Here is a 25911-nt window from a genome sequence, read left to right as displayed (position 1 = left end):
AATAGACAACCATTCTTGATATGGTTAAAAAGATGTAAATTGACCCAACACAAATTGAACTGAACATGAAGCAGCTTTTCTACCTCCTCATCTTTACCACCTTCTTTTTTAATGCAAATGCCCAGGTTTTTAAATATGCATTTGTGACCGATACTCATGTTGGAACAGCAACAGGTGAAGAGGATTTAAGAAAAACTGTGAATGATATCAACAAGCAAACTGATCTTGACTTTATAGTGATTACTGGTGATGTAACCGAAATGGGAACTAAACTAGAGATTAAGCTGGCTAAGAAAATTTTAAGTGGATTGAAAAAACCCTGGCATGTGATTCCGGGTAATCATGATACAGGATGGTCGGAATCGGGTGGTGTTGATTTTATTAAAGCATTTGGCGACGATAAATTTACGTTTGATCATAGTGGCTATCGTTTTATTGCCTGCGCTTCTGGGCCATATGTAAGAATGTCTGACGGTCACATTCCAAGAGATGCCGTTGTTTGGTTGGATAAAGTGTTAAAAAATACGCCCACTACTATGCCAGTGGTATTTATTAACCACTACCCCGTTGACAATAGTTTAGACAATTGGTACGAAGCTACAGACAGGATAAAGAAGTACAACATACAATACGCCATTTGCGGACATGGCCATTCTAACCTTGCCCTTAATTTTGAAGGTGTACCGGGAACTATGGGTCGTTCTAACCTAAGAGCAAAGGATACGTTGGGCGGCTATAACGTTGTCACAATGCGTGGTGATTCAGTATTATTTTCGGTTAAAAAACCAGGTTTATCAATAGAGAAGCCATGGAGGAAAATTGCATTAGGTAAATTTACCCCGACAAGCACCGATAAAGTTGAAAGGCCCTCTTATCAGCTAAACACCATTTATCCAGAGGTTACAACAGCCTGGACTTTCCATGCTCCTGCCAATGTAGTGCTTACTCCTGCAACCGATGGTAAGCTAGTCATATTTGGAAACAGTATTGGTGAAGTAGAAGCTTTAAGTATAGAAGATGGTAGTAAAAAGTGGACTTTCAAAACAAGTGGGGCCATTTATTCTTCAGCAGCAATAGCTGATAACATCGTCGTAATTGGATCAGGGGACGGTAGCATTTATGCCCTTAAAGCTAATACGGGCGAGCGGATTTGGAAATTAAAAACTGGAGCGGCTGTTTTAGGCTCGCCTATAATTGATCGGGATGTAGTTTATATTGGGGGAAGCGATAACCATTTCAGAGCCATTAATATCAAAACGGGAAAACAGTTATGGTCTTTTAATGGTGTGGAAGGAACCATTGTTGGCAAACCATTATTATACGAAGGTAAGCTGATCTTTGGATCTTGGGGCAGACATTTATACGCCTTAAATCAAACCAATGGAGTATTGTCATGGAAATGGAGCAACGGTAATGCGAACCGTATGTTTTCGCCTGCAATGTGCACACCTGTAGCACACAATGGCGTTGTTTACGTAGCTGCTCCCGACAGGGTGCTAAATGCCATAGATGCCAATAATGGCACTTCTCTCTGGAGAAACAAAGAAGCTACTGTACGGGAATCTATAGGTATAGCTGAAGACGGCTCAATGATCTATGGTAAAACAATGAATAATGACATTGTAGCTTATAAGACACAAACAACGGATCCAGGAGTAGCCTGGAGATTGAATATGAACTTTGGTTATGAGCACGCTCCTTCTATGCTGATTGCAAAAGACAAACAGGTATTTTTCGGTACCAGAAATGGAGTTGTTTATGCTTTTGACCCGGAATTACGCAAGACCGTATGGGCACACAAAATTGATAACTCAATGATAAACACCGTAAATGTATTGAGTAAAAATGCGATTTTGGTGGCCACAATGGATGGTGTAGTTACTTTACTAAAAATTAAGTAAATAAATTCTTTTCTTTTCATGATATACGTTATAATTGTATAGACAAATTATCGCTTTCATGAATAAAAGAATCGCACTTATCGTGTGCTTACTTGTAATAGGCACATTTTCATTCGCTCAAGAGAAACCATCTAAACCAAAAACATTTAAATACGGCAAGTTAAGCCTTGAAGAATTTGACACCAAAGTAAGTGGTGCAGATTCCGCGGCTTCTGCTATAGCCCTATTTGATGTGGGTAGAGGTTATTTTGAACTCAGTCCTAAAACGGGAGATTTCGTCTATGTTTTTGAACGACATACACGCTACAAGATCATTAATAAAACCGGATATGATTATGCCAACCTGGAGCTTCAGTTTTACAAACAAAATACCGGAGAAACGAAATTAGATAATATGGAAGCTGCCACCTACAACCTTGAAGGCGGCAAAATTATAACCAGTAAATTAGGTAAGGACGCTAAATTTTCAGAAAAACAAGATAAAAACTATACCCTCAAAAAATTTGCGCTCCCAAATGTAAAAGAAGGATCAATAGTGGAGTATAAATATAAAATCTCTTCTGATTTTATATTTACGTTAAGATCATGGTATTTCCAAAGGGCCATTCCGACCTTATATTCTGAATATGACATCACCATTCCTGAATATTATAAGTACAAAGAGAATGCAGCAGGTTATGTGTTTTTAAATCCCAAAAGAGACATTACCAATCAATCATTTTTCTTTAACGGGCAAACACTTACCCTACAATCCGTTCATCTCCATTACCAGGCAGAGGATATACCTGGGTTAAAAAAGGAAAACTACATTACGACCATGGAAGACTATGTGAGCAAGGTTGGTTTTGAATTGAGTTCAATTGCCATTCCTGGTCAGGTCTACAAAGAGTTTACTTCATCCTGGCCCAAAATTGTTAAGGGACTGAAAGATGAGGAGAATTTTGGATTGTTCATTAATAAAAGAGGCAATAGCAAAACCCTATTGAAAGAAATAATAAAGGGTGAAACGAAACCTGATACGGTAGTGCAAATGATTTTCGATTATGTAAAAAACAACATCAAATGGAATGCTGAATATAGCATTTACACTTCGGAAATCAATCCTAAAACCATCTTTGAAAAGAAAGCAGGTAACGCCGCCGATATCAACCTTTGTTTACTTAACCTTTTAACTGAAGCAAATATTACAGCTTCTCCTGTATTAATAAGCACACGGGAAAATGGAGCACATCCAGGAATTCCCATGCTTACCGAATTTAACAATGTCATTGTTCAGGCTGAAATTGGAGATAAAATGATCCTTTTGGATGCCACAGATAAAGACCATACCACCGACCTAATTGCTTATGAGAACCTAAACCATCAAGGGCTTAAAGTAAATTTAAAAGATGAAACTGCTACATGGATATCAATTGAGGAAAACAGATTGAGTAAAAGAAATATAAATCTAATTCTTACGCTAAGTGAAGAGAACAAGTTAAGTGGAAAGCTGTATTTAGCATCTACACACTATGAAGCCCTAAACCGTAGAGATAGATACCGATCAGCAACTAATGAAACAGATTTCCTGAAAAGCTACAAAACTGATAAACCAGGACTAGGCATACAAAATTACAAAGTTCAAGATCTTAATAACCTTAATGAACCTTTGATTGAGACCATGGATGTAATGCTGGAAGATAATGTGGAAGAAGCTGGAAACCTAGCCTATTTTACCCCCTTACTTTTCGAAAGGACTAAGGAAAATCCATTTAAATTGGAAGAAAGAAAGTTCCCAGTTGATTTTGCCTTTCCTACTGAAGAGAATTATCGCATTACTGTTGATTTCCCCAAAGGATATCAATTGGACAAAAGCCCGAAAAACGAAAAAGTAATATTACCAAATGATGTTGCGTCCTTCACTTTCATTTTTGCTGCTGAGGAAAATAAAATAATGATCACTAGCAAAATATCTATCAAAAAAGCGGCTTTCTCTCCCGAAGAATATTATGATTTAAAAGAACTTTTTAAAAACATAGTTAGAAAACAGGCCGAACAAATTGTATTTAAGAAAAGCTAATGAAAAGAACTATACTTTTTATAACCGCCTTGTTTGCTTTTGCAGAGGTTACAGCACAAGGAATTTATGATGTAAGCAAAATTCCAGCAAATTTAACTCATAATGCATCCGTAGTCATTAGAAATGAGGAACTAATTTATGAAGTAAAAGATCAGGGAACTGCAGTACAAACGTATAAAACGGCAATGACCATTTTAAATAAAGGTGGGGAAAGCTCCTCAAGAATGAGTGAATATTACGATAAATTTTCGAGTATTTCCAGTTTAAAAGCCTCTCTATATGATGAAAAAGGCAATAAAATAAAAGATTATAAAAATGCCGACTTTAAAGACAAAAGCGCTGTTTCTGATGGGACCCTCTATCAGGATGACAGAATCAAGTATCTTGACTTTTTACATACCAGCTTTCCATATACTATAGAGTTTAGTTACACTGTTGACTACAATGGGATCCTTAACTATCCTACATGGTACCCGGCAAGTACATGGGATATTGCTATAGAAAAATCAAATTACACCTTTAAGATTCCTGAGAACATGACTTTCAAATACATGAAAAGTAAGGGACTAAACACAGATTCACTAAAGGTTAAAGACAAAATAAATTACAAATGGAGCTGCCAGAACATATCTGCGGTAGAGTTTGAAGCCATGAGTATTGGCTTAAGAAATATAATGCCCTGGGTAAATGTTGCACCTAATGAATTTGAATTTGACCATTCGAAAGCCAACATTGAAAACTGGAAAAATCTGGGCTCCTGGCTATTTACCCTTAGTAATGGTGGACAAGTGTTGCCAGAAGCTACGAGAGCTAAAATCCAGCTGCTGATTAAGGATGCAAAAACACCAAAAGATAAACTAAAGATCCTTTACAATTACCTACAATCGAATACCAGATATGTAGGTGTGCAGCTAGGTATTGGAGGCTATAAACCGATTCCGGCAGAGAAAGTATCGGCTGTAAATTATAGCGATTGCAAAGGCTTATCGAACTACATGAAAGCCCTATTGCAGGAAGCAGGTATAAAATCTAACCTTGTAGTTATTGGTAATGATCTACCTTCTTTAAATAAGAACTATGCCAGTATGAATCAGGCTAACCATATGATACTTTGTGTTCCTTTTGAAAAAGATACCACCTGGCTGGAATGTACCAGTCAATACAAACCTGCAGGATTTATTGGAAACAGCAATTCGAACAGGACTGTTTTATTGGTTACCGAAGAGGGTGGTAAACTTGTTCAAACACCTACTTATAGTCCGGCCAGCAATCTTCAACATCGCAATACCAAAGTAACGCTAGATGAGGAAGGTTCTGCAAACATCAATATTGAAACGCAATATAAAAATGCGCAATATGAAGATAACATTGGCCTGTTATTAATGGAACCCACAGACCGGAGAAAAAGAGTAATGAACACGCTAAGCATACCGAATATGCAGATTACAACATTGAACATTACTCAACCAGATAAAGATGCCCCCGTTCTTCATGAGCAAATTGAGCTAAAATCTTCCCAGCTATTAACTAAAGGTGGTGACAAACTGTTTTTAACTTTAAATCTATTAAACAGGCAGGAAAGGACGGTAACGCCTTTGGAAGCACGTAAAACATTTTTCAGTATTAAGTATGGTTATAACGATGAGGATCATATCACTTACACCATACCAAAGGGATATAAAGTAGAATTTATGCCTAAAGATATTGCGATAGAATCAGAATTTGGAAAATATACTGCTAAGGTAGTTGTAAAGGATAATACGCTGGTATATACCCGCACGCAGATGATGGTAAACGCGATTTATCCACCAGAAAAGTACAATGATCTTGTTGCCTTTTATAAAAAGATATATCAGGCTGATAAACAAAAAGGTATCCTGGCTAAAATAGATTAGCCAGGATATATTTTATTTTTTACCCACAACAACCTTAGTAAAGCTCTCGGTATTGAGGTATTTATTTGCCAGATCTTTTAAATCGGCAGCAGTAATTGACTTTACTGTTTTAATATAGTTTTCGTAGTAACTGTAGTCCAGTCCAGAGAAATAAACATTCTTGAATTTGTCGGCATGTGAGAACGCATTTTCAAGGCTACCTAACATGGAACCTAGCATATAATTCCTCACTAATGCCAACTCATCATCCTGCACCAAATCAGTCTTAAGTGTACTGATCTCCTTTTCAATTTCTGTAAGAGTATTGTTGCACACATCTACACCTACTTCTGTAGCAATAAAGAAATAACCTGCATCTTTTAAAGAGGCTACAGCCGAACCAATACCGTAAGTATAACCTTTATCTTCGCGAATATTAGCCATTAACCTGGAACCAAAATAACCACCAAGTAAACAGTTTAACACTTGAAAACCTGGGAAATCAGGATGGTTTCTGGTGATAGCAAGAGTACCCATTCTGATTGCCGATTGAATCGCTTCTGGTTTTTCAACAAAAATCTCTCCCTGATGAATGTTGGTAAAACTAAACTTGTTGATTACCGAAGGGGCATCGTTATCCCAATCTTTACCAACAACACTGTTTAGTATATTAAATTCTGTTTCTTCAAACTTACCCGCTACAAAAATGGTACAATTCTTAGGTTTGTATGCCGCTTTAAAATAATCTAAAAGATCTTCTCTTTTTAAATCATCGTAATGAGAAGGCTGAATATTAGAACCGTATGGAGTTTCGCCAAAAAGTGCATTTGCAAAATTCTTCCTTGCCAGGAAATCATTCTTTTGCAAACTTACCTGTAGCGACTGCTTTTGATTCTGGATAAAAATAGCCAGTTCCTGCTCAGGAAAAATACTTTCATTTAAAATTGAACGCAGAATAGGCAAAACTGATTGCAAGTGTTTATTTAAGGTATAAAGCTTAACGCAGGTTTGATCTGCACCATACTCTGTTTGCAGGAAAGCACCATAATAATCCACTTTATCAGCAATCTCCTTGGCACTAAGTGTACTGGTACCATTGTTTATCAAATGGCTAACTGCAATTGCTTCCAACGGTTTTGAAGCATTCCAATTTACATTTTCAAATATAAATTCTATACGAACAAGTTCTTGTTTACCTGCATTGATGGTAAAAACCGGTATACCATTATCCAGTACTTGTTTTAAAGGTTCAATAAAACTAATTTCATCAACCAGTTTCGATTCTGGGGCTAGTGTACGATTAAGCATCTTGGGCAGTTAAATAATGTAAAGTTGAGCATTGTTCATTCTTAAAGGTAGCTTTTGCAGCCTGCTGAATATCTGCAGGTGTTACCGCAAGATATTTGTTGATCTCTGTATTCAGGCCATCAGCATCTCCTAATAATTCATAGTAAGCAAGGTTCATCGCCTTATCTAACAAACTCATTTCCGCGAATACCATGATAGATTCTGACTTGTTTTTCACCTTGGTAATCTCTTCTTCAGTAACCTGTGCTTCAATAAGTTTATGGAGTTCAGCCCAAATTGCTGCCTCTGCGGTTTCTATGCTAACGCCTTCAACTAGTTTACCTTCAATTACAAATAACCCTTCGTCGATACTACTGGTGATATAAGCATGAACATCACTAAATAGCTGCTGTTCTTTTAACAAACTGTTGTACAACCTGGAAGATTGGCCTTGTGAAAGCACATCAGACATCAGATCAAAACTTTGATAGGCTTTATCGTTCCTTGCAGGCATTTTAAAGGCCATATAAATGGCATTTAAAGGAACATCTGCACGTACCACCTCTCTTCTCTCAGTTATCTGCACTGGTTCTTGAGGCAGATCTCTAAGGTATCTTTCTCCAGCTGGAATTGGGGCAAACCATTTTTCTGCAAGTGCTCTTACATCTTCAGTCTTAACATTTCCACCTACTACCATGATGGCATTTTGTGGATTGTAATGCTTTTGGAAAAATGCTTTTACATCTTCCATTTTCGCATCCTCAATTTGCTTTAAATCCTGACCAATAGTAGCCCAGCGATAAGGGTGAGTTGAATAAGCTAAGGGTCTTAATTTTAACCATACGTCGCCATAAGGTTGATTAAGGTAACGTTGCTTAAACTCTTCGCATACTACATTACGTTGTGTCTCCAGACTCTTTTCAGAAAAAGCAAGGCTCAACATCCTATCGCTCTCCAACCAGAAAGCGGTTTCAAGATTTACGGCTGGTAAAGTAATGTAGTAATTGGTGATGTCATTGCTGGTAAAAGCGTTGTTCTCGCCTCCTACCCTTTGCAAAGGCTCATCGTAACTTGGAATATTTACTGATCCGCCAAACATGAGGTGCTCAAATAAATGCGCAAAACCTGTTTTGTCATGCTCTTCGTCTCTGGCACCAACATCATATAAAATATTTAACACCGCCATGGGCGTAGTGTCATCTTCGTGTACTAAAACACGCAACCCATTGGCTAATGTAAAACGGTTAAAATCTACCATATATTGAAAATAATTGGGCCAAATATAGGAATAATGGGCAGCCGAAATATCATCATCTTTAATAAAGGACAAACAAATTATATTGATAAAAACAACTTATGGTATATTTGTAGTATGAATACTGCCGAATTATTACACAGGGCCTTGCATTTCGACTTTTTAACAAAAGAAGAGGGTGTATTTTTATATCATAATGCAGCAACTGCTGAACTGGCTTATGTAGCCAATGAACTTAGGAAAAAACAAGTGCCAAGTGGCAAAGTAACCTGGCAGATAGATAGGAATGTAAATACTACCAATGTATGTATCGCTAACTGTAAATTCTGTAATTTTTTTAGAAGGCCTGGTCATGATGAAAGCTACATCACGGATATAGAAACCTACAAACAAAAAATAGAAGAAACATTTAGATTAGGTGGCGATCAGTTGTTGTTACAAGGTGGTCACCATCCAGATCTAGGCTTAAATTTTTATGCCGATTTGTTTAGACGCCTTAAGGAACTATACCCTGATTTAAAACTTCACGCTTTAGGTCCACCCGAAATTGCCCACGTAGCTAAACTGGAAAGCCTTTCTCATACCGAAGTTTTATCTGCGCTAAAAGAGGCTGGAATGGATTCGTTACCAGGTGCTGGTGCTGAGATATTGAATGATAGAGTTAGACGATTGATATCAAAAGGTAAATGTGGTGGAAAGGAATGGCTTGATGTAATGCGGGCTGCTCATCAATTAAATATTACGACCTCTGCAACTATGATGTTTGGTCATGTTGAAACCATAGATGAACGTTTTGAACACCTGGTATGGATTAGGGAAGTGCAAAGTGAAAAGCCTGTTGATGCTAAAGGTTTTCTAGCCTTTATTCCATGGCCTTTCCAGGATGATGGTACTTTATTAAAAAGGTTAAGAGGGATCAGCAATAATGTTTCTGGTGATGAATATATCAGAATGTTGGCTTTAAGTCGCATTATGCTACCTAACATTAAAAATATACAGGCTTCATGGCTTACTGTTGGTAAAAACGTAGCAGAACTTTGTCTGCATGCTGGTGCCAATGATTTTGGCTCTATCATGATCGAAGAAAATGTCGTTTCTGCTGCTGGTGCACCACATCGTTTCACAGCAAAAGGGATTCAGGATGCGATTAGAGAAGCTGGTTTTGAGCCACAGTTACGTGGACAACAATACAACTACCGTGATTTACCTGACCATCTGGAAGAGCAGGTGATTAATTACTAAAATACTTATTGAAATATAGCACCATTATCTGGCTATAAAATCTATATTAGGAATATGCACTGTATTCCTAATATAGCATAGATAGAAAAGATGTACAATTTACTTTCTTTCCAAAAGAAAAGTATTTACTTTACAAATCGAATGAAGCTTCTATTTATGAAAAAAATAACGCTACTAATTATCCTAGTTTCTCTTTGCGGCATCTTATCTTACGTAGTTCCTCAATTACCAATGTATTTCTGGAGAATCTATGATTTGTTAAAACCTTTTAGTGTTGATTTCTTAACCCTAAATATATCAAACGGCAACAACGTACAGATTAATTTTACACTTAATATATTACTTTTAATTGGAGCCCTACTGTTTCAGTTTACCCGCGGTAAAGAAATGCGGCTTATCAGGTTTTTATTCTCGATCATCTTTGCATCCAAAATTATAGAAATAATTACCTCATTCATATTTTTATGTTTGAGTATTGGTGATGCTGAAGCATATTTTTCGTGGTGGACTTTTCTCTTGTCTTCTATTATAAATATCGGTTGGATCTATTTATCATATCGAATACTGCTGGATTTAAACAAATCAAGAGAGCTGGATATACAAAGAGCGAAGTATAAAGAGGCTGTATCCGAATCATATATCGCCGCTTCTTCTACACAGCGTATTTTTCATTTATTTATTGACTTGCTGGTAACCATACTTATTTTTTCCAACTTATTTAAATTATTGATAAAAACAGATGCATTAAGATCCGTTCTGGAAAGTATTGCATCAGTGCTTGGAGAGCGGGGCTTAATTCTATTGATATTTGTCATTTTTAGAGTAATATACTATGTGTTTTTTGAAACAATTTTTCAGTACTCTCCAGCCAAATTTTTATCAGAGACAAAGGTCATAAAAAATGAGGAAGACACTTTAACACTTAAAACAGCAATTTATCGAACAATTTACAGGTTCATTCCTTTCGAGGCACTATCCTTTATTTTTAATCATACCGGATGGCATGACAAGTGGTCAGATACTTCGGTAATCAGGGAAAAAAAAACTGGCGTTAAGGGCAATTATTATTTTCTGCTAATTCCTGTTATTGCGCTTTGTTTTATTGTGACTAATTACGCCTCATTTTGGTATTCATCTTATTTGAGAGAGGTAACATTTAATGAAGCCCACGAGAAAACTATGTTAGAATTTGATCAGAAAATTAAAGGACTAACCACCAACGATATCATAGAATTATATGATAAAGAAGATTATAATACCTTGATATATTTAAAACCCGAAAAAATTAATGGCAATCATATTATTTTTTCATTAGTGAGTCTTGACAATACTTTTGAATATCACCCTGATCAGGAAAGCATTGAGCCTTTTTACGTTAGAAATAAAACAATCTGGCCGGAAATTTCTTTGACCAAAAGGAATTTAAAAAAAGGTATTACTGCTAACAAATATGCAGGATTAAATTACCTAGATCCTGAACAAAAAAGAAAGTCTGATAAAAATGAGGATGAAGGAATTCCTTTAAAGGGGAAAAAATATATCATTAAAAGTATTGAACCATATTTCCAACCGAACCTCAAACTTAAAGACAGCTATGTAAATAACAATTATATCCAGCTAACAATTACCAACATGGGTTGGAAAGCGAATATTCTTAAAATTGATAACGTTGAAGGAGATATCGAATGGAAAGGGCAATTTCCTCAATTAATAGAAGGAAAACGTTTAGGTAATTATTTGACGGGGACAATTAAAAGTGAATCCAATAAAATAAAGTTCGATATAGTTGCACAAGATTCAACACATAAACTACACGTCTATCGGGTTGAAAAGGATGGCCCCGGAGAGATTGAAAATTTTACAAAAATTAAATAAAGAGTAAAAAAGGGAAGAGGATATTGATCCCCTTCCCTCATCTTAAACTTAAACAAACTACAATTTAAATCCTGTTCGAAGGAATAGATTGGCAATCGCAACAACTTCAATTTTTGATAATGTTTCATCAAAAGACTCTACTGCTGCGGCTTTAGTTACCCCTGTTGCAATACCTGTAATGGTAATGCCAGCCTGAACATCATTATTTTCGCGGACATAGACTGCGTCAACAGCACCAACACCTGTGTCATTGGCAATACCTCCGGCACCTAAACTAATCCATGGTTTTAATCCTGTTGCACCATTTGCCGCTAGCATCTGACGAATGTGTGAAGCGTGACGCGCCTCTACAGAATGGATCTGCAAAGCAGTTGTCAAAACAGCATTCCCTTTCAAAGCTGTAGCCTGCCCCTTATATGCCCTTACTCCTGTATCTTCAAAGCCTAAAGCAACTTTAAGAAAAGTGACATAATCATTATATACCAAAGGAAATGTTCCTCCAGCAGTAAAATCTGTCATGGCATAGGTAATTTCTGCTCTTGCCGAAGTCCCTAAAGCTCCCTTTAGCAAGTTAACGTGGGCCATTTCGTGATTACGAATGGTTGTAATTGCTGCTGTCGGTAGACCGGTAGGAACTAAAGTTGGCGCAGCAACCAATGCATGGTTATAATAATGATATTCCAAATATTCTAAGGCTAAAGCAAAGTTCAAAACATCTGTAACAGTACTGGGCGTAGTTTGCCCATAAGCTTTCTGAAACATAGAACCCATTGCCAAAGGCAAAGCAGCTAACGAGATCTTTTTACCAATGTTAAAAAAATCTTTCATGGCAGCCCTTCTCGGATTTAAACGCTCATAAATCTCTCCGTCGACCTTTTCAATTTCTTCTAATATATTTACGATATTCATGATTTCTGATTTTTAGGTTAAAGATTGATTACGTTAATTTTCGTTTTGATGTATTTCCCGGCTATTCCAAGCACCTTATCAGGTGTTAAAGCTCCATCTAAACCGCCAGCATCATTTGAATTAAGTGCAGTTAGACTGGGTAAATCGGCAAAACTACCATTTGAAATCAAATCTCTTATGTATGCAGCATGACGTGCTTCGACTGAAACAATCTGTCCCGCTAAGGTTAAATAGGTATCACTTTTTATCCGCACACCAGCGCCATTGTAAGCTGCAACTCCCAAATCCTCAAAAGCCTTGGCAGCTCCTAAAACGCTCGAACGATCCAAAAAGTTTATACTCGAAAAATCAACTTCTAAACCAGCAATAGCCGCAGGTCCGAGTGCCTTTTTGAAGAATTCTCTGTGTGCAATTTCATGAAATTGAATATCCTGGAAATACGCTTTTTCAGTAGGACTAAAAGTTGCAGGTGGATTTGAAGCTACCTGAATATAAAATGCAGCTTCCAATTGTTCCAAAGCGTATGCATAGTTCAACACACCGAAGTCGTCCTTAAAATCTAAAGTTACCCCTGAAGGCATCATTTCATCCCGGCGATTCTTTTTGCAGCCAGCTGCAATTAAAGCAATCCCTGCTGCTCCGACTCCTGCATATTGCAAAAAGGAACGACGCTGCAAGCGGGCATTAAATATGTTACGTTCTTCCTGCAACGCATCAACTTGTTCATTTTTCTGTAAGTTTTTCATAGTCTTTAGTTTTTCTTAACTATGAGCCCTGCCGTCGCATGATTCACAATTGTTAAATTATTGGTTGTTTCAGTAAGACGTTTTACAGGTTCACTTACGAAAGAAGAAGACCAGTGGTTTTCTTCCCTGCCTTATATTTATTAAAAGCACCTTGTTGTGCCTTTTTTTTAATAAATTCACCGTATTAAATTAAAGCCGTGCTAAATACTATTATTGTAGACGATGAGGAATTTGCCCGTTCTTCATTATACTTTCTTTTACAGGAGAATTGCGAAAGCATCCACATATCCGGAATTGCGAAGTCCGTAGCCGAAGCGCGCAATCTGCTTTCACAACATACTATTGATTTGATTTTCCTTGATATTGCAATGCCGGGAGAAAATGGTTTCGAACTCATCCCCTATGCACAATCAAGTAAAGCTCATGTTATTTTTACTACCGCATACGACCAATATGCCTTAAAGGCGATAAAAGCAAATGCGCTTGATTATCTATTAAAGCCTATCGATATTGATGAGTTGAAAATTGCTGTTGATAAAGCCGAGAAGCTCATTGCCTTAAATAAAAACGATAATAGCCGTGCAGAAAGCATGCAAAACCTTGCGCTAAGTCTTTCGGAAAAAAACGAGATTCGGAAAATCAGTTTGCCAAATGGTCAGGGTTATAGCCTCGTAAATATCGACGATATTATTCACATCGCGGCAGATAGTAACTATTCTGTTTTTTACTTGTTAAACAAGGATAAAATCACGGTTTCCAAAGTCCTAAAAGAATACGAGGAAATATTACCTGACAACCAATTTATAAGGATCCATAAATCAAGTATTGTTAATTTGAATTATGTAAAAGAATACAACTCAAAAAATGGGCTGGAAGTCATCCTTAAAAATGGAGAAAAGATTGCGGTATCAAGGAGACGCGCAAGTGATTTTCTTGAGAAGATAAAAACATATACTAGTTTTGACAGCGATAAATAAACATCTTAACTTGATAGGAAGATTTTTAATCCTCATAACTCTGTTGTTAACCATCAGCCTTAGCAGCTATTCTCAAACCACCAATTTACAGCGTTTTAGTACAAAAAACGGATTACCAAGTAACAATTGCTATTATACCTTACAAGATTCCAAAGGCTATATATGGGTAGCAACAGACGCTGGAGTTAGTAGATTTGATGGCAAAATATTTGAAACCTTTTCTATTGACGATGGCTTACCTGACAATCAAATTTTACAGGTAAAAGAAGATAAAAGCGGTAGAATCTGGTTCTTAGCGCTAAATGGCCAACTTAGCTACTTTTTTAATGGTAAAATATACAACGAAACCAATGAAAAGCTACTTAAATTACTAAAATTTAATGCTGTAATTGTTTCTTTCTTTGAAGACAGTAAAGGTAGAATCTGGTTTGGCACGAACAAAAACATATTGGTAATGTGGGATGGAAAAGCAATTATGAAATACATTTCTGCTGATCCGCAACACCCATATGCAAGTACATTTATACATGAAGACAAATCGGGAACAATATGGGCTTTTAGTAATGAATGTGTGCGTACTTTCAATAATAATACTTTCAAAATTTCGTCTCACGGCACCCTCCCCCTTTCTTACAAAACCATATTGAACCTGCCTGACAAAACACTGGGCTATCTTGATAAAAACGGACTCAATATTAGAAATGCCTACAATCAGCAACTCTTATTAAAGCTCGATACATCGCTGTTAAATAATGACCCAGGATATTTCTTTCTCAACAAAAACAACGATTTATGGCTGAGCAATAGTAATGGAATTTACCATATAGAACCTTCAGGAAAAACAACGCAGTATTTAAAAAACATATCCTCGAGTCAAATCATCAAAGACTCAAAAAATAACATGTGGTTTACCACCACAAGTGGAATCTATATGCTCCCCCAGAAAGGTGAGCGCCTCTATGTTATCAACAAAACAAATGGTTTAAATAGTGATATGGTAAAAAGTGTGGTTCAGGATGACCACAACAGATTATGGTTAGGTTTGGACGAAGGAAATATCAATATCCTTGATTTGAACACCTTCAAAACCTCAAAAATCCAACTAGAGGATAAAAAAAGATATAATGCCATAAAGCATCTGATTTACGATACGCTTAAACAAACCGTGTATTTCGCATCGGATTATGGTCTGGGTAGAATCAACAATATCTACAACACCCACCGTATCGATTATCTGAAAGAAACAAACAATAGGATGTTTGTAATTAAAAGTTTGAGTTTACGTAACGACCGTACATTGGCAATTGCACTCTCTTCAGGTGTATACATTTTGCCTTATCACGTCGATAAGCTAGAGTTCACTTTAATGTATTTTAAACAGGGAGTAGATTTTTTTACCAATAGGGCTTACCGTGTGTTTTATGACAAAGAGCAGAATCTATGGTTTTCGAATATTAACGGCCTATCAGAATATTCCAAAGGTATTTTATACAATTACTCTGGAGAGAACCTACTGCTAACAAAAAGGATTAACGACATTCAGAAATTAGATGATGGCACGATTGTTTTGGCAACAGATGGTTACGGGATTGTATTCCTTAAAAACAAAAAAGTTATTAAAGTAATTACCAGAAAAGACGGACTAGCCAACAATATCTGCAAACGCCTTTTTGTAAAGGACAATTACATATGGATCATTACCAATAATGGCATTAACAGGATTGCCTTAAACAACAAACAGCTTCCGGTAGAATCATTTGAATACACCAATGCTTTACTAGCTGATGATATAAATGATTTATTTATTGATGACCGTTATGCCTATTTTGGGACCAACAATGGCCTCATTTACTTTTCATACCACAAGGAAAATGGCCAGCATGAAGCACCTAAGGTTTTAATCTCCTCTATAATAAATAATAAGACGAAGCTAGCGCTCAATACTGCAATGCATACGCTAGCCCCATCTAACAATAGCATCACCTTTACATACAGTGTAATTGACTTCCAAAATAAGAGCATTACCTATCGCTACCGACTAAAAACAGAGGCCAATTGGACGGAAACTAAGAGTCGACGACTTGAATTCCCTTCCTTAGAGCCCGGAGACTATACCTTTGAGATTAGTGCAAAATCAAACAACAGTAACTGGAGTACCCCTACCAGGGTTAATTTTTCTTTAAAAAAACACTTTTGGCAAACGACATTATTTGTCGTTGGCATTTTTCTGTTGGCCGGTTTTGCTTTTTACAAAGTAGCCGTAGTGGTTACCAAGATTCAGAAAAATAAAGAACAAGAACAACTGCTTTTAAAGAACAAGATTTTAATGCTCGAACAACGTGCATTACAGGCGATGATGAACCCGCATTTTGTTTTTAATGTAATGAACTCTATTCAGCATTACATCAATACGAAAGACACGAATTCGGCCAATAAGATATTAACAGGCTTCGCAAAGCTGATTAGAAAAAACCTGGAGATCTGTACCAAGAGCTTCATCGGTCTGGATGAGGAACTAGAATACCTTGAGCTTTACCTGAGTCTGGAGAAAAAAAGGTTTGGCGAAAAGTTTAAATACCACATATACGTAAATCGCGCAATCGATAAGGAAGAGACGTTAATACCGTCCATGATCCTTCAGCCTTATATTGAAAATGCGATTTGGCATGGCTTAATGCCCAAAGAAGATGGCGGTAAACTGGATATACGTATCGATCTCAAAGGGGATGATCACCTGGTGATCGAAATCATAGACGATGGTGTTGGAATCGACAACTCTTTGAAAAGTAAAAAGGGGCACCATGTCAGCAAAGGTATGAGCCTTACCCGCGAGCGAATCAATCTTTTGAACCAGGTTGAACCAAATCCGATACAGATAGACATTAAACAAAACGGCATTTCGGGCACTTTTGTCTCCATTTTGATCCCATTAAACAACTAATTTACCGTTTACTCAATTATTCATACCACTTACTAAGTTTACATTAATCATTCTAAAATTAGCATTAAACTTGTTATAGATATTAAAACAAACAGAAGTTTGTAAAAGCGTTCTTATAGGATTGATCAAAGATATTTTTACCTAACCTAAAACTATATCTCAATTCAGGTTTCATTTGTGTGTTAAAAAATGGTAAAGTTCATAGCTTTACCATTTTTTTTTGCCCCTATCTCAGGTATTTTTTTTTTAGATTATTTTATAAAAAATTCTTTGCAGAATTTCTTTTTGTCTTACTTTTGATGAGCTAAAAATTTAAAAAAAACATCGTTCTTTTGATTTAAAAAGATTTTTAGTAAATTTAAATTATCAAATAAAACCCTTACGGAATTATATTTTTTGTAATGAAAACTCCAAAAAAACCAATTAACAAAAGCAAAGCAGAAGATCCAGAAAATGATCTGGACGATTCGTATGAAGAAACAACGAAAAAGAAATCATACGACGATGATGAAGATGACGACCTCGACATGCCATTAGATGATCTGGACAACTTTGATAGTTTTGGTTCGGATGATGATGATGACGACACCTATTAACAGGTAAAAAATAATTATTAATAAAGCATCCCTCTTAGGGATGCTTTTTATTTTAATTCCATTAGGAGAAAATGCAAATAACCACCGTATCCGGAAAGCGTTCCAGAAAAGATTTTTTAGCCACTGCCCGTTTTATATATAAAGATGATCAAAATTGGATCTGCCCACTGGATCAGGATATTGAAAACATATTTGACAGCAGTAAAAATCCATTTTTTCAACATGGAAAATGTACCCGGTGGTTGTTGCAAGATGACAATGGAAATTATATAGGAAGAATTGCCGCCTTTATCAATGATAAAAAAGCGTACCAATATGAGCAACCTACTGGTGGCATGGGCTTTTTTGAATGTATAGACAACAAAGAAGCTGCTTTCTTACTCTTCGATACAGCCAAATCCTGGTTACAAGAACAGGGAATGAAAGCCATGGACGGTCCCATCAATTTTGGAGAGAATGATTCTTTCTGGGGATTACTCGTAGAAGGCTTTACACAACCCTCTTATGGCATGAATTACCATCACCCCTACTACCATAGCTTTTTTACAGATTATGGCTTTAAAACAGAATATCAGCAAATCACTAATCACCTGGCTGTACGAAATCCTTTTCCAGAACGATTTACCAAAATTGCCAACTGGGTAGCCAATAAACCAGGATATACTTTTGAGCATTTCTCAAAAAAGAAAGCCTCAAAATATGTGGCAGATCTGATGGAGATTTACAATGATGCCTGGAAAGACTTTGAGAATTTCGTACCAATTAAAAGAGAGACGCTGGAAGAGAGCTTTGAAAAGATGCAGACCATCATGGACGAAAAGCTAATTTGGTTTGCTTACATCAACGGGGAGCCCGCTTCATTTGTCGTAATTATTCCGGATGCCAACCAAATGATCAAAGGATTTAACGGAAAACTAGGACTGATAGAAAAACTTAGATTTGTATATAGACGCTGGAAGGGTGTAAACCGAATGCGGGCAATCGTAATGGGTACAAAATCTGCTTATCAAAAGCATGGCTTAGAATCAGCCTTATTTATTAAACTTAAAGAGTATGTTTTGCCGATGAATCAGTACGATGAGCTCGAACTTTCCTGGGTTGGTGATTTCAATGATAAAATGCTTTCTATTCATCAAGCAACAGGTGCCACTTTTGGAAAGCGACACCTGACTATGCGTAAGATCTTTTAGATCTATTTTTCTCTGATTTCTTCGTAAAGATCAATAACCTTCTTTTGTAGTTTAATGATCTCTTCTTCTCTTAGTGCTAATTTTTCTTTCAAATTATTGATTTCTTCAAAATTAAGCGACTGAGGGTTTTCTCCTTCTTTAGAGATAATATCCATTGTCGAAACCTCAAAAAGGTTTGCGATCTGTGCAAGTCGTGAGATGTTAATATCTGTGATACCTGTCTCGATTTTCGAGAATGCAGGGATTGAAATATTTAGACGTTTAGCCACTTCCCCCTGGCTCCAGCCGTTTTTTTGGCGTAGTTGTCTAATGTTTTTTCCAATGATATTCATATTATAAATTTAGGTGTGTAATCTTGTAATTAAATTCCTTGCTCAACTGTATTCAACTCACGTGCCAATTTAACGAGATCAACTCCGCCAAAATTTCCTGAACTCATCAAAAGTAAGTTCGTACGATAAAAATTTATACTTAGCAAATATTGCCTTAACAGCTCTGAATTATCAAAAAAGTGCAATTCATCACTTTTAAATGCTGTTTGAACATCTATTTTGGTAAAAGGTTCAAGTTTTTTATGCTGAAAAGTTTTTTCATCAATATATACAATTGCTGTATCAGCAGCTTTCATTGTATCCGCATATTGAACTAAAAAGTTTTTATTTAAACTACTAAATGTATGTAACTCTATACACGCTACTAATTTCCTATTTGGAAATTGAGCCTTCACAGCCTCAATGGTAGCCTTTAATTTAGATGGCGAATGCGCGAAATCCTTATAAACGTTAGTCTCACCAACGCTTAACAAGCCCTCTAAGCGCTTAGCTGCCCCAGTAAATGAAGCAATAGCCTGATCAAATGCCTCACTTGAGATGTCAAGTTGCGCACAAATTAATTTAGCTGCGTTAAGGTTCATTAAATTATGATCCCCGAATACCTTAAGCGGCATTTCATCCGGTAATAGATAAGTAATTCCATCCCTGACCGTATGCTCAGGAATTCCGTAACCAATCTTCTCAATATCGGCAGTAGATTTCTCTACGATCTTATTCAGATCTTTATCAGCATTGCAATAAATTAGTTTGCCACACGGCTGAATGGTATCAATAAACAATTCAAATTGGTGGGTATAATCCTCATAAGTTTTAAACACGTTGATATGATCCCATGCAATACCACTTATTACAGCTAGATTAGCCTTATATAAATGAAATTTCGGTCTTCTATCAATAGGAGAAGCTAAATACTCATCTCCTTCAATAATGATTACAGGTGCTTCATGAGTAATCTTCACCATGGTATCAAAGCCCGCAAGCTGAGCTCCAACCAAATAATCAAAATCTCTTTCGTAAAAATTAAGTACATGTAAGATCATAGAAGTAATGGTTGTTTTGCCATGACTTCCTCCAATTACAACTCTTAACTTGTCCTTCGTTTGCTCATAAATATACTCCGGATAAGAATATATCTTCAAGCCCAATTGCTGGGCCTTTAACAGTTCCGGATTATCAGTCAAAGCATGCATTCCCAAAATCACAGCATCTAAATCAGCCGTAATATTAGCTTCATTCCAGCCCATTTCCTTCGGCAAAATACCATGCTTAGCCAGCCTGCTGCTGGATGGCTCAAAAATAACATCATCTGAGCCAGTTACCTGGTATCCTTTTTTGTGTAAAGCTATCGCCAGATTGTGCATAGCACTTCCGCCGATAGCTATAAAATGTATACGCATACGTTATTTGTTAACCAGTTAATCTTTCTTAAAATAAGCCGCTACCCATTCACCAATCTTCTTATGATTAACATATTTAATCCCAAAAGGTTCACAAGCTTGCTTAATCATCTCCAGATCAGGAGACTCATAAAATCCACTGAAGAAAATACTACCAGCTGACTTCAACACATTTGCATAGGTTGGAATCTGATCCAGCAGGATATTTCTATTGATATTGGCCAAAATGATATCAAATTGCAAGTTAGGAATAACTTCCTTGCCTCCGCAAATTGCTTCCAGATTATCGATTCCATTTAATGCAGCATTTTCTATGCTACTTTCATAACAAACTTCATCATTATCTATGGCAACTAATTTTGACGCACCTTTTTTAGCTGCAAGTATGGCGAGGATCGCTGTACCACAACCCATATCAAGAATTTCCTTATCCTTAACATCAGTTTCCAGAATATACTGCATCATCATGGTAGTCGTTTGATGATGACCAGTACCAAAAGCCATCTTCGGGTCTATGACAATTTCATAAGCGTATGCTGGTTTTGCTTCATGAAAGGTAGCACGCACGTAGCACTGATCATCAATAATCAGGGGCTCAAAATTCTTCTCCCACTCTTCGTTCCAGTTCTTTCCTTCAATTTCTGCAACTGCATAGTTGCTTTGAAATTCGCCCTCATATTGACTCAGTACATCTTTAAGCTTACCCTCATCGTAGGTATTGAACTCTATAAATGCAACAAAACCATTTTCTATCTCTTCGAAAGTATTAAAACCTATATCGGCTAGCTCAGCGATCAAAAGATCCTGCTGATACTCCTCAATGGCATTAAAACTGAACGTTACCTGTATATACTTCATTAAGAATTAAAAGCTTTAACAATGTCTACAAAATCTCTTGATTTTAGTGATGCCCCACCAATCAGACCACCATCTATATCTTTCTGAGCAAAAAGTTCGGCAGCATTTTTCGGATTGCAACTTCCACCATATAAAATAGTTGTATTTTCGGCTACTTCAGCAGTATACTTGTTCGCAATCTCATTTCTAATGAAAGCATGGACTTCCTGAGCTTGCTCAGAACTAGCTGTTAAACCTGTGCCAATTGCCCAAACTGGTTCATAAGCGATAACAATTCTGGAGAAATCAGCTGTGCTTAATCCAAAAACACCTTGTTCTAATTGAGCTTTAAGTACTTCAAAATAAATGTCGCTATTTCTTTCCTCTAATGTTTCACCAATACAGAAAATTGGAGTAAGTCCATTTTCCAATACCTTAACAGTTTTCTCAGCAAGCAATTCATTGCTTTCAGCAAAATACTGACGTCTTTCTGAGTGACCTATGATCACATACTCACAACCAACAGACTTGATCATTCCTGCAGAAATCTCTCCTGTAAAGGCTCCACTATCGTTTTGGTGACAATTCTGTGCACCTATCTTAACCACTTCACCACCTAATTTAGCCAGGCTGTTTAAATGAATATATGGAGCGCAAATAATTGCGATCTGATCGCCCTTTTTCTCATCTCTTACCATATTAACGATTTCTGAAAATAAAGATATACCACTGGCATAATCCAGATTCATTTTCCAGTTTCCTGCAACTATTTTTTTTCTCATTGTGTATTGTTATTATTAGGTTTTATATTAATTGGTTTGATTGATTTAAAAACTTAAAAGGGCCTGTATTTGCTGGTCATCTCGAAAATCGCTGATAAAATATCCTTTTCTGTTTGGTCGAACACCATATCTCTCCGTTCGTAAACCTTATCTGCTGTTTCGAACATCTTTTGAAGATTATACACGTCAAAGCCACTTGCTCCACCCCATGCAAAATCAGGGATAAAATTTCTAGGGAAGCCATCACCAAAAACATTGGCACTAACTCCGGCAACTGTACCTGTATTAAACATGGTATTGATGCCGCACTTACCATGATCAGCCATAATTAAACCGCAAAATTGCAAACCGGTTTCACGAAAGCTCTCCAGTTCATAATCCCATAATTTAACAGGAGCATAATTATTCTTCAGATTGGAATTGTTACTATCGGCACCAATGTTACACCATTGTCCCATCACCGCATTGCCCAAATAGCCTTCGTGCCCCTTAGAAGAATAACCCCAGATTACAGCATTATTGATCTCTCCACCAACACGACTAAAAGGGCCAATGGTTGTTTGTCCGTATATTTTTGCCCCCATTTTAACCTGCGAATTGTTACACAATGCGAAAGAACCTCTAATATGACATCCCTCCCACACCTGCGAATTTTCGCCTATATATATGGGTCCTTTTAAGCTATTAAACGTAGAACATTCTGCTTCGGCACCTGCTTCGGCAAAAATATCATCCCCCAAAAAAGTATTGGTACCGCTTAACTGGACACTGGTTCTTCCCTTGGTAAGCAAGTCAAAATCTCTCCTGAGCTCTACATCATTACATCTAAAAATATCTTCGGGAACAAAGATCCTTACAAAAGTCCCCCGATAAGCTTTGGTATGCAGTTGCTTATAAATTCCAGGACGATGTACCTCAGACGCATTGATCTTATAAGCGATAAGGACATCGTTTCTTTGAAGTGCTTCACCAACTTGAAGTGTGGAAATGGCCTCCAGCAAAGCTTCATCCGGACATATTGAGCCATTGATATACAACTCAGCCCCAATAAGTGCTGGATATTTTACAGACAGATACGGTTCAGTAACAAAACCGCATTCAGCGGTCAAATGCTTCTGCCATTTTTCGGCTATAGTTAAAATTCCTACTCGGAGATCTGCAACTGGTCTTGTAAAAGATAGGGGCCGCAGGGACTGCCAGGCATTGTCATCAAATAAATTGATCATCATAAGCTACAAAAATAAAAAAAGTCCCGAAGCAAACGCATCGGGACTTAAATAATTTCTTATTTGTGTATAATTACTTTTTAGCGTAACGAGTTTTGAATTTATCGATACGACCAGCAGTATCAACCAATTTCATTTTTCCTGTATAGAAAGGGTGAGAAGTGTGAGAAATCTCTAATTTATATAAAGGATACTCGTTGCCATCTTCCCATGTGATAGTTTCTTTAGTATCTACACAAGATTTAGTTAAAAAAGAATACTCGTTAGACATATCTTTAAATACTACAAATCTATAGTTTGATGGATGCAGATCTTTTTTCATGTTAATATTATATTATTATATACTTATTTGTCGCTTATTTTTAAGGATGCAAATATCAATAATTTATTTCTCAATAGCAAGCATGTGTGGAAAAATTATCGACTATACTTTTTTCTAGTCTCTACTTTCTCCTTTTGTCTACTGATATAAGCGTCAGCAATGACCTCTGCTGAGGGTAAATTAGAATTACTGATCAAAAGTCCTTTTAGTTTTTCTTCATTAACATCCGTACGATAAAGTATATTCATCATTTTAGAAATGTCATTATCCAACAAATAAGCAAAAGCCTCAACGAGTCGCTCGCGCAACAAAGTTTCCGAAGTAATATCCTCAATCTCAAAATCCGTATTCACTATCTTACTTAACGATTTAAAATCATCCATAACCTAACCTTTCAGCTCCTGACACAACTCCAACAAAACACCATTTGTTCCTTTAGGGTGTACAAAACAAACCAATTTATTATCTGCCCCCAACTTAGGCTCTTCATTTAACAACACAAATCCCTCTGCCTTTAATCGAGCCATCTCTGCTACAATATCATCCACATCAAAAGCAATGTGATGAATCCCCTCTCCCTTCTTCTCCAGAAATTTTGCAATGGGGCTATCAGGGGTAGTTGCCGTTAGCAACTCAATCTTATTAACACCTGTCTTAAAAAAGGCTGTATTCACCCCCTCAGACCGTACTTCTTCCTTTTTATAACAAGAGGTCCCCAACAAACGTTCGTATAGCGAACAGGAAACATCCATGTCTTTAACCGCAATACCTATATGCTCTATTCTATTCATATCTATCAGAACCGTTAAAAAAATGTAAAAATGCATGTTTTAACTATACGGTCATAGCTATTATTTATAATTGTTGGCAATCTTTTTTCGTACCTTTGTCTATTAATAAGAACAAATATATACAATGGAACTTCCTATTTACTTAGATAATAACGCAACTACGCCTCTTGATCCTAGAGTGCTGGAAGCGATGTTGCCCTATTTCACCAACAAATTCGGTAACGCTGCAAGTCGTAACCACGCATTTGGATGGGTTGCTGAAGAAGGTGTTGACTACGCCCGCGAACAAGTTGCTAAATTGATTGGCTGTACTGAAAAAGAGGTGATCTTTACTTCAGGCGCTACAGAGGCGGACAACTTAGGCATTAAAGGTGTATTCGAAATGTACCAGGAGAAAGGTAATCACATCATTACCGCTACAACAGAGCATAAAGCAGTTTTAGATACCTGTAAACATTTAGAGAAATTAGGTGCCAAAGTTACTTATCTAAAAGTAAAAGAGGATGGATTAATTGATCTTCAGGAGCTTGAAGCTGCCATGACAGAGCAAACTATCCTGGTTACCATCATGTATGGAAACAACGAAATTGGTGTTATTCAACCAGTAAAAGAAATAGCTGCTATTGCACACAAATTTGGTGCATTGTTTATGACTGATGCAACACAAGCTGTAGGTAAAATACCTGTAGATGTAAATGCTGATGGAATTGACTTAATGGCTTTCTCCGCACATAAAATGTACGGACCTAAGGGTGTTGGTGTATTATATGTACGTCGTAAAAACCCAAGAGTTAAGGTAACTGCACAAATCGATGGTGGTGGTCATGAGCGTGGTATGCGTTCTGGTACCTTAAATGTACCAGGTATTGTAGGTTTAGGAAAAGCTTGCGAATTGTGCCGCTTAGAAATGGATGAAGAAGCTAAACGCTTATCTGCTTTAAGAGATAAACTAGAAAATGCACTTACTCAGCTTGAGGAAAGCTATGTAAATGGGAATACACAGCATCGCTTACCGCATGTAGCCAACATCTCTTTCAAATATGTTGAAGGTGAAGGCTTAATGATGGCAATGAAAGATTTAGCAGTATCATCAGGTTCAGCCTGTACTTCTGCTTCATTAGAGCCTTCTTATGTATTAAAAAGTCTTGGTTTATCGGATGATCTTGCACACTCTTCTATCCGTTACGGATTAGGTCGTTTTACTACCGAAGAAGAAATAGATTACGCAATTGAGAACACTAAGAAAGCGGTAAATCACCTGAGAGACCTTTCTCCACTTTGGGAAATGTTTAAAGAAGGTATTGATTTAAGCAAAATTGAGTGGGCAGAACACTAATCTGTACACCAATAAATATTATACTAACCCTGATAT

22 protein-coding genes are annotated in these 25911 nt (G+C 36.8%); 10 read left to right on the top strand and 12 right to left on the bottom strand.

The features are described from left to right. Positions 1–65 precede the first annotated feature (65 nt). From BLS35_RS24215 to BLS35_RS24205, 3 genes are read left to right on the top strand one after another with little or no spacing between them, the layout of a single operon-like run. A complete protein-coding gene (locus BLS35_RS24215; protein ID WP_090786225.1) occupies positions 66–1901 on the top strand; it encodes an outer membrane protein assembly factor BamB family protein in 1836 nt (611 codons plus the stop codon). A 58-nt stretch (positions 1902–1959) separates the two neighbouring features. After that, positions 1960–3960 (top strand): DUF3857 domain-containing protein, encoded by a 2001-nt coding sequence (locus BLS35_RS24210; RefSeq protein ID WP_090786223.1) that lies wholly within the window; start codon positions 1960–1962, stop codon positions 3958–3960. Continuing rightward, positions 3960–5855: a DUF3857 domain-containing protein gene (locus BLS35_RS24205; protein WP_090786221.1), complete on the top strand. Its 1896-nt coding sequence runs from the start codon at positions 3960–3962 to the stop codon at positions 5853–5855. The genes BLS35_RS24210 and BLS35_RS24205 overlap by 1 nt, the downstream gene beginning before the upstream one ends. Before the next feature lie 12 nt (positions 5856–5867). Here BLS35_RS24205 and BLS35_RS24200 read toward each other — a convergent pair whose 3' ends face one another. Beyond that, complete coding sequence (locus BLS35_RS24200; RefSeq protein WP_090786219.1) at positions 5868–7142, bottom strand: M16 family metallopeptidase; 1275 nt, start codon at positions 7140–7142, stop codon at positions 5868–5870. After that, entirely contained in the window at positions 7135–8379 is a 1245-nt protein-coding gene (locus BLS35_RS24195; protein WP_090786217.1) for a M16 family metallopeptidase, read from the bottom strand. The genes BLS35_RS24200 and BLS35_RS24195 overlap by 8 nt, the downstream gene beginning before the upstream one ends. Positions 8380–8493: 114 nt before the next feature. Between BLS35_RS24195 and mqnC the strand changes: the two genes are divergently transcribed. After that, the gene (gene mqnC, locus BLS35_RS24190) at positions 8494–9618 is read left to right on the top strand and encodes a cyclic dehypoxanthinyl futalosine synthase (RefSeq protein WP_090786262.1); all 1125 of its coding nucleotides are present in this window, start codon (positions 8494–8496) and stop codon (positions 9616–9618) included. Between the two features lie 156 nt (positions 9619–9774). Further along, entirely contained in the window at positions 9775–11493 is a 1719-nt protein-coding gene (locus tag BLS35_RS24185) for an RDD family protein (protein ID WP_165973402.1), read from the top strand. A gap of 57 nt (positions 11494–11550) precedes the next feature. On the opposite strand, the gene BLS35_RS24180 is transcribed toward BLS35_RS24185, so the two are convergent. Further along, complete coding sequence (locus BLS35_RS24180) at positions 11551–12402, bottom strand: ferritin-like domain-containing protein (protein WP_090786213.1); 852 nt, start codon at positions 12400–12402, stop codon at positions 11551–11553. A 17-nt stretch (positions 12403–12419) separates the two neighbouring features. Further along, positions 12420–13148: a ferritin-like domain-containing protein gene (locus tag BLS35_RS24175; protein WP_090786211.1), complete on the bottom strand. Its 729-nt coding sequence runs from the start codon at positions 13146–13148 to the stop codon at positions 12420–12422. Between the two features lie 197 nt (positions 13149–13345). Between BLS35_RS24175 and BLS35_RS24170 the strand changes: the two genes are divergently transcribed. The 4 genes from BLS35_RS24170 (at position 13346) to BLS35_RS24155 (ending at position 18852) form a co-directional block, all read left to right on the top strand. Further along, positions 13346–14125 (top strand): LytR/AlgR family response regulator transcription factor, encoded by a 780-nt coding sequence (locus BLS35_RS24170; RefSeq protein WP_090786209.1) that lies wholly within the window; start codon positions 13346–13348, stop codon positions 14123–14125. A 10-nt stretch (positions 14126–14135) separates the two neighbouring features. Further along, entirely contained in the window at positions 14136–17066 is a 2931-nt protein-coding gene (locus BLS35_RS24165) for a ligand-binding sensor domain-containing protein (RefSeq protein ID WP_254779117.1), read from the top strand. Between the two features lie 401 nt (positions 17067–17467). Continuing rightward, positions 17468–17662: a hypothetical protein gene (locus tag BLS35_RS24160; RefSeq protein WP_090786207.1), complete on the top strand. Its 195-nt coding sequence runs from the start codon at positions 17468–17470 to the stop codon at positions 17660–17662. A gap of 71 nt (positions 17663–17733) precedes the next feature. After that, positions 17734–18852, top strand: coding sequence for an N-acetyltransferase (locus BLS35_RS24155; RefSeq protein WP_090786205.1), 1119 nt, complete (start codon positions 17734–17736; stop codon positions 18850–18852). Positions 18853–18854: 2 nt separating this feature from the next. Here BLS35_RS24155 and BLS35_RS24150 read toward each other — a convergent pair whose 3' ends face one another. The 8 genes from BLS35_RS24150 to mce form a co-directional block, all read right to left on the bottom strand. Continuing rightward, positions 18855–19184 (bottom strand): helix-turn-helix domain-containing protein, encoded by a 330-nt coding sequence (locus BLS35_RS24150; protein WP_090786203.1) that lies wholly within the window; start codon positions 19182–19184, stop codon positions 18855–18857. 29 nt (positions 19185–19213) lie between these two features. Next, positions 19214–20581 carry a UDP-N-acetylmuramate--L-alanine ligase gene (murC, locus tag BLS35_RS24145; RefSeq protein WP_090786201.1) on the bottom strand — a complete coding sequence of 456 codons (1368 nt, stop codon included), beginning with the start codon at positions 20579–20581 and terminating at the stop codon, positions 19214–19216. Between the two features lie 18 nt (positions 20582–20599). After that, complete coding sequence (gene prmA / locus BLS35_RS24140) at positions 20600–21439, bottom strand: 50S ribosomal protein L11 methyltransferase (protein ID WP_090786199.1); 840 nt, start codon at positions 21437–21439, stop codon at positions 20600–20602. Continuing rightward, complete coding sequence (tpiA, locus tag BLS35_RS24135; protein WP_090786197.1) at positions 21439–22200, bottom strand: triose-phosphate isomerase; 762 nt, start codon at positions 22198–22200, stop codon at positions 21439–21441. The genes prmA and tpiA overlap by 1 nt, the downstream gene beginning before the upstream one ends. Positions 22201–22253: 53 nt before the next feature. Then, a complete protein-coding gene (locus tag BLS35_RS24130; protein ID WP_090786195.1) occupies positions 22254–23429 on the bottom strand; it encodes a putative sugar nucleotidyl transferase in 1176 nt (391 codons plus the stop codon). 70 nt (positions 23430–23499) lie between these two features. Then, on the bottom strand, positions 23500–23748 hold the full coding sequence (locus BLS35_RS24125; protein WP_090786193.1) for a type B 50S ribosomal protein L31: 249 nt from the start codon (positions 23746–23748) through the stop codon (positions 23500–23502). A 95-nt stretch (positions 23749–23843) separates the two neighbouring features. Beyond that, entirely contained in the window at positions 23844–24131 is a 288-nt protein-coding gene (locus BLS35_RS24120; RefSeq protein WP_090786191.1) for a hypothetical protein, read from the bottom strand. Positions 24132–24134: 3 nt separating this feature from the next. Continuing rightward, positions 24135–24539, bottom strand: coding sequence for a methylmalonyl-CoA epimerase (mce, locus tag BLS35_RS24115; RefSeq protein ID WP_090786258.1), 405 nt, complete (start codon positions 24537–24539; stop codon positions 24135–24137). Positions 24540–24663: 124 nt separating this feature from the next. Between mce and BLS35_RS24110 the strand changes: the two genes are divergently transcribed. Next, a complete protein-coding gene (locus tag BLS35_RS24110; RefSeq protein WP_090786189.1) occupies positions 24664–25875 on the top strand; it encodes an IscS subfamily cysteine desulfurase in 1212 nt (403 codons plus the stop codon). The last annotated feature ends 36 nt before the right edge of the window (positions 25876–25911 follow it).

The organism is Pedobacter sp. ok626 (genome assembly GCF_900100435.1).
Taxonomy (GTDB): Bacteria; Bacteroidota; Bacteroidia; order Sphingobacteriales; family Sphingobacteriaceae; genus Pedobacter.
Note: the sequence above shows the minus strand (reverse complement) of the source record. Positions and strands in the feature narration are given on the sequence as shown.

Coding starts and splice junctions, on each gene's coding strand:
- prmA (WP_090786199.1), bottom strand. CDS start 21,439: ATGAAGTATATACAGGTAACGTTCAGTTTTAATGCCATTGAGGAGTAT.
- BLS35_RS24185 (WP_165973402.1), top strand. CDS start 9,775: ATGAAAAAAATAACGCTACTAATTATCCTAGTTTCTCTTTGCGGCATC.
- BLS35_RS24195 (WP_090786217.1), bottom strand. CDS start 8,379: ATGGTAGATTTTAACCGTTTTACATTAGCCAATGGGTTGCGTGTTTTA.
- BLS35_RS24215 (WP_090786225.1), top strand. CDS start 66: ATGAAGCAGCTTTTCTACCTCCTCATCTTTACCACCTTCTTTTTTAAT.
- BLS35_RS24160 (WP_090786207.1), top strand. CDS start 17,468: ATGAAAACTCCAAAAAAACCAATTAACAAAAGCAAAGCAGAAGATCCA.
- BLS35_RS24210 (WP_090786223.1), top strand. CDS start 1,960: ATGAATAAAAGAATCGCACTTATCGTGTGCTTACTTGTAATAGGCACA.
- BLS35_RS24180 (WP_090786213.1), bottom strand. CDS start 12,402: ATGAATATCGTAAATATATTAGAAGAAATTGAAAAGGTCGACGGAGAG.
- mqnC (WP_090786262.1), top strand. CDS start 8,494: ATGAATACTGCCGAATTATTACACAGGGCCTTGCATTTCGACTTTTTA.
- murC (WP_090786201.1), bottom strand. CDS start 20,581: ATGCGTATACATTTTATAGCTATCGGCGGAAGTGCTATGCACAATCTG.
- tpiA (WP_090786197.1), bottom strand. CDS start 22,200: ATGAGAAAAAAAATAGTTGCAGGAAACTGGAAAATGAATCTGGATTAT.
- BLS35_RS24205 (WP_090786221.1), top strand. CDS start 3,960: ATGAAAAGAACTATACTTTTTATAACCGCCTTGTTTGCTTTTGCAGAG.
- BLS35_RS24150 (WP_090786203.1), bottom strand. CDS start 19,184: ATGAATATCATTGGAAAAAACATTAGACAACTACGCCAAAAAAACGGC.
- mce (WP_090786258.1), bottom strand. CDS start 24,539: ATGAATAGAATAGAGCATATAGGTATTGCGGTTAAAGACATGGATGTT.
- BLS35_RS24125 (WP_090786193.1), bottom strand. CDS start 23,748: ATGAAAAAAGATCTGCATCCATCAAACTATAGATTTGTAGTATTTAAA.
- BLS35_RS24120 (WP_090786191.1), bottom strand. CDS start 24,131: ATGGATGATTTTAAATCGTTAAGTAAGATAGTGAATACGGATTTTGAG.
- BLS35_RS24130 (WP_090786195.1), bottom strand. CDS start 23,429: ATGATGATCAATTTATTTGATGACAATGCCTGGCAGTCCCTGCGGCCC.
- BLS35_RS24200 (WP_090786219.1), bottom strand. CDS start 7,142: ATGCTTAATCGTACACTAGCCCCAGAATCGAAACTGGTTGATGAAATT.
- BLS35_RS24175 (WP_090786211.1), bottom strand. CDS start 13,148: ATGAAAAACTTACAGAAAAATGAACAAGTTGATGCGTTGCAGGAAGAA.
- BLS35_RS24110 (WP_090786189.1), top strand. CDS start 24,664: ATGGAACTTCCTATTTACTTAGATAATAACGCAACTACGCCTCTTGAT.
- BLS35_RS24155 (WP_090786205.1), top strand. CDS start 17,734: ATGCAAATAACCACCGTATCCGGAAAGCGTTCCAGAAAAGATTTTTTA.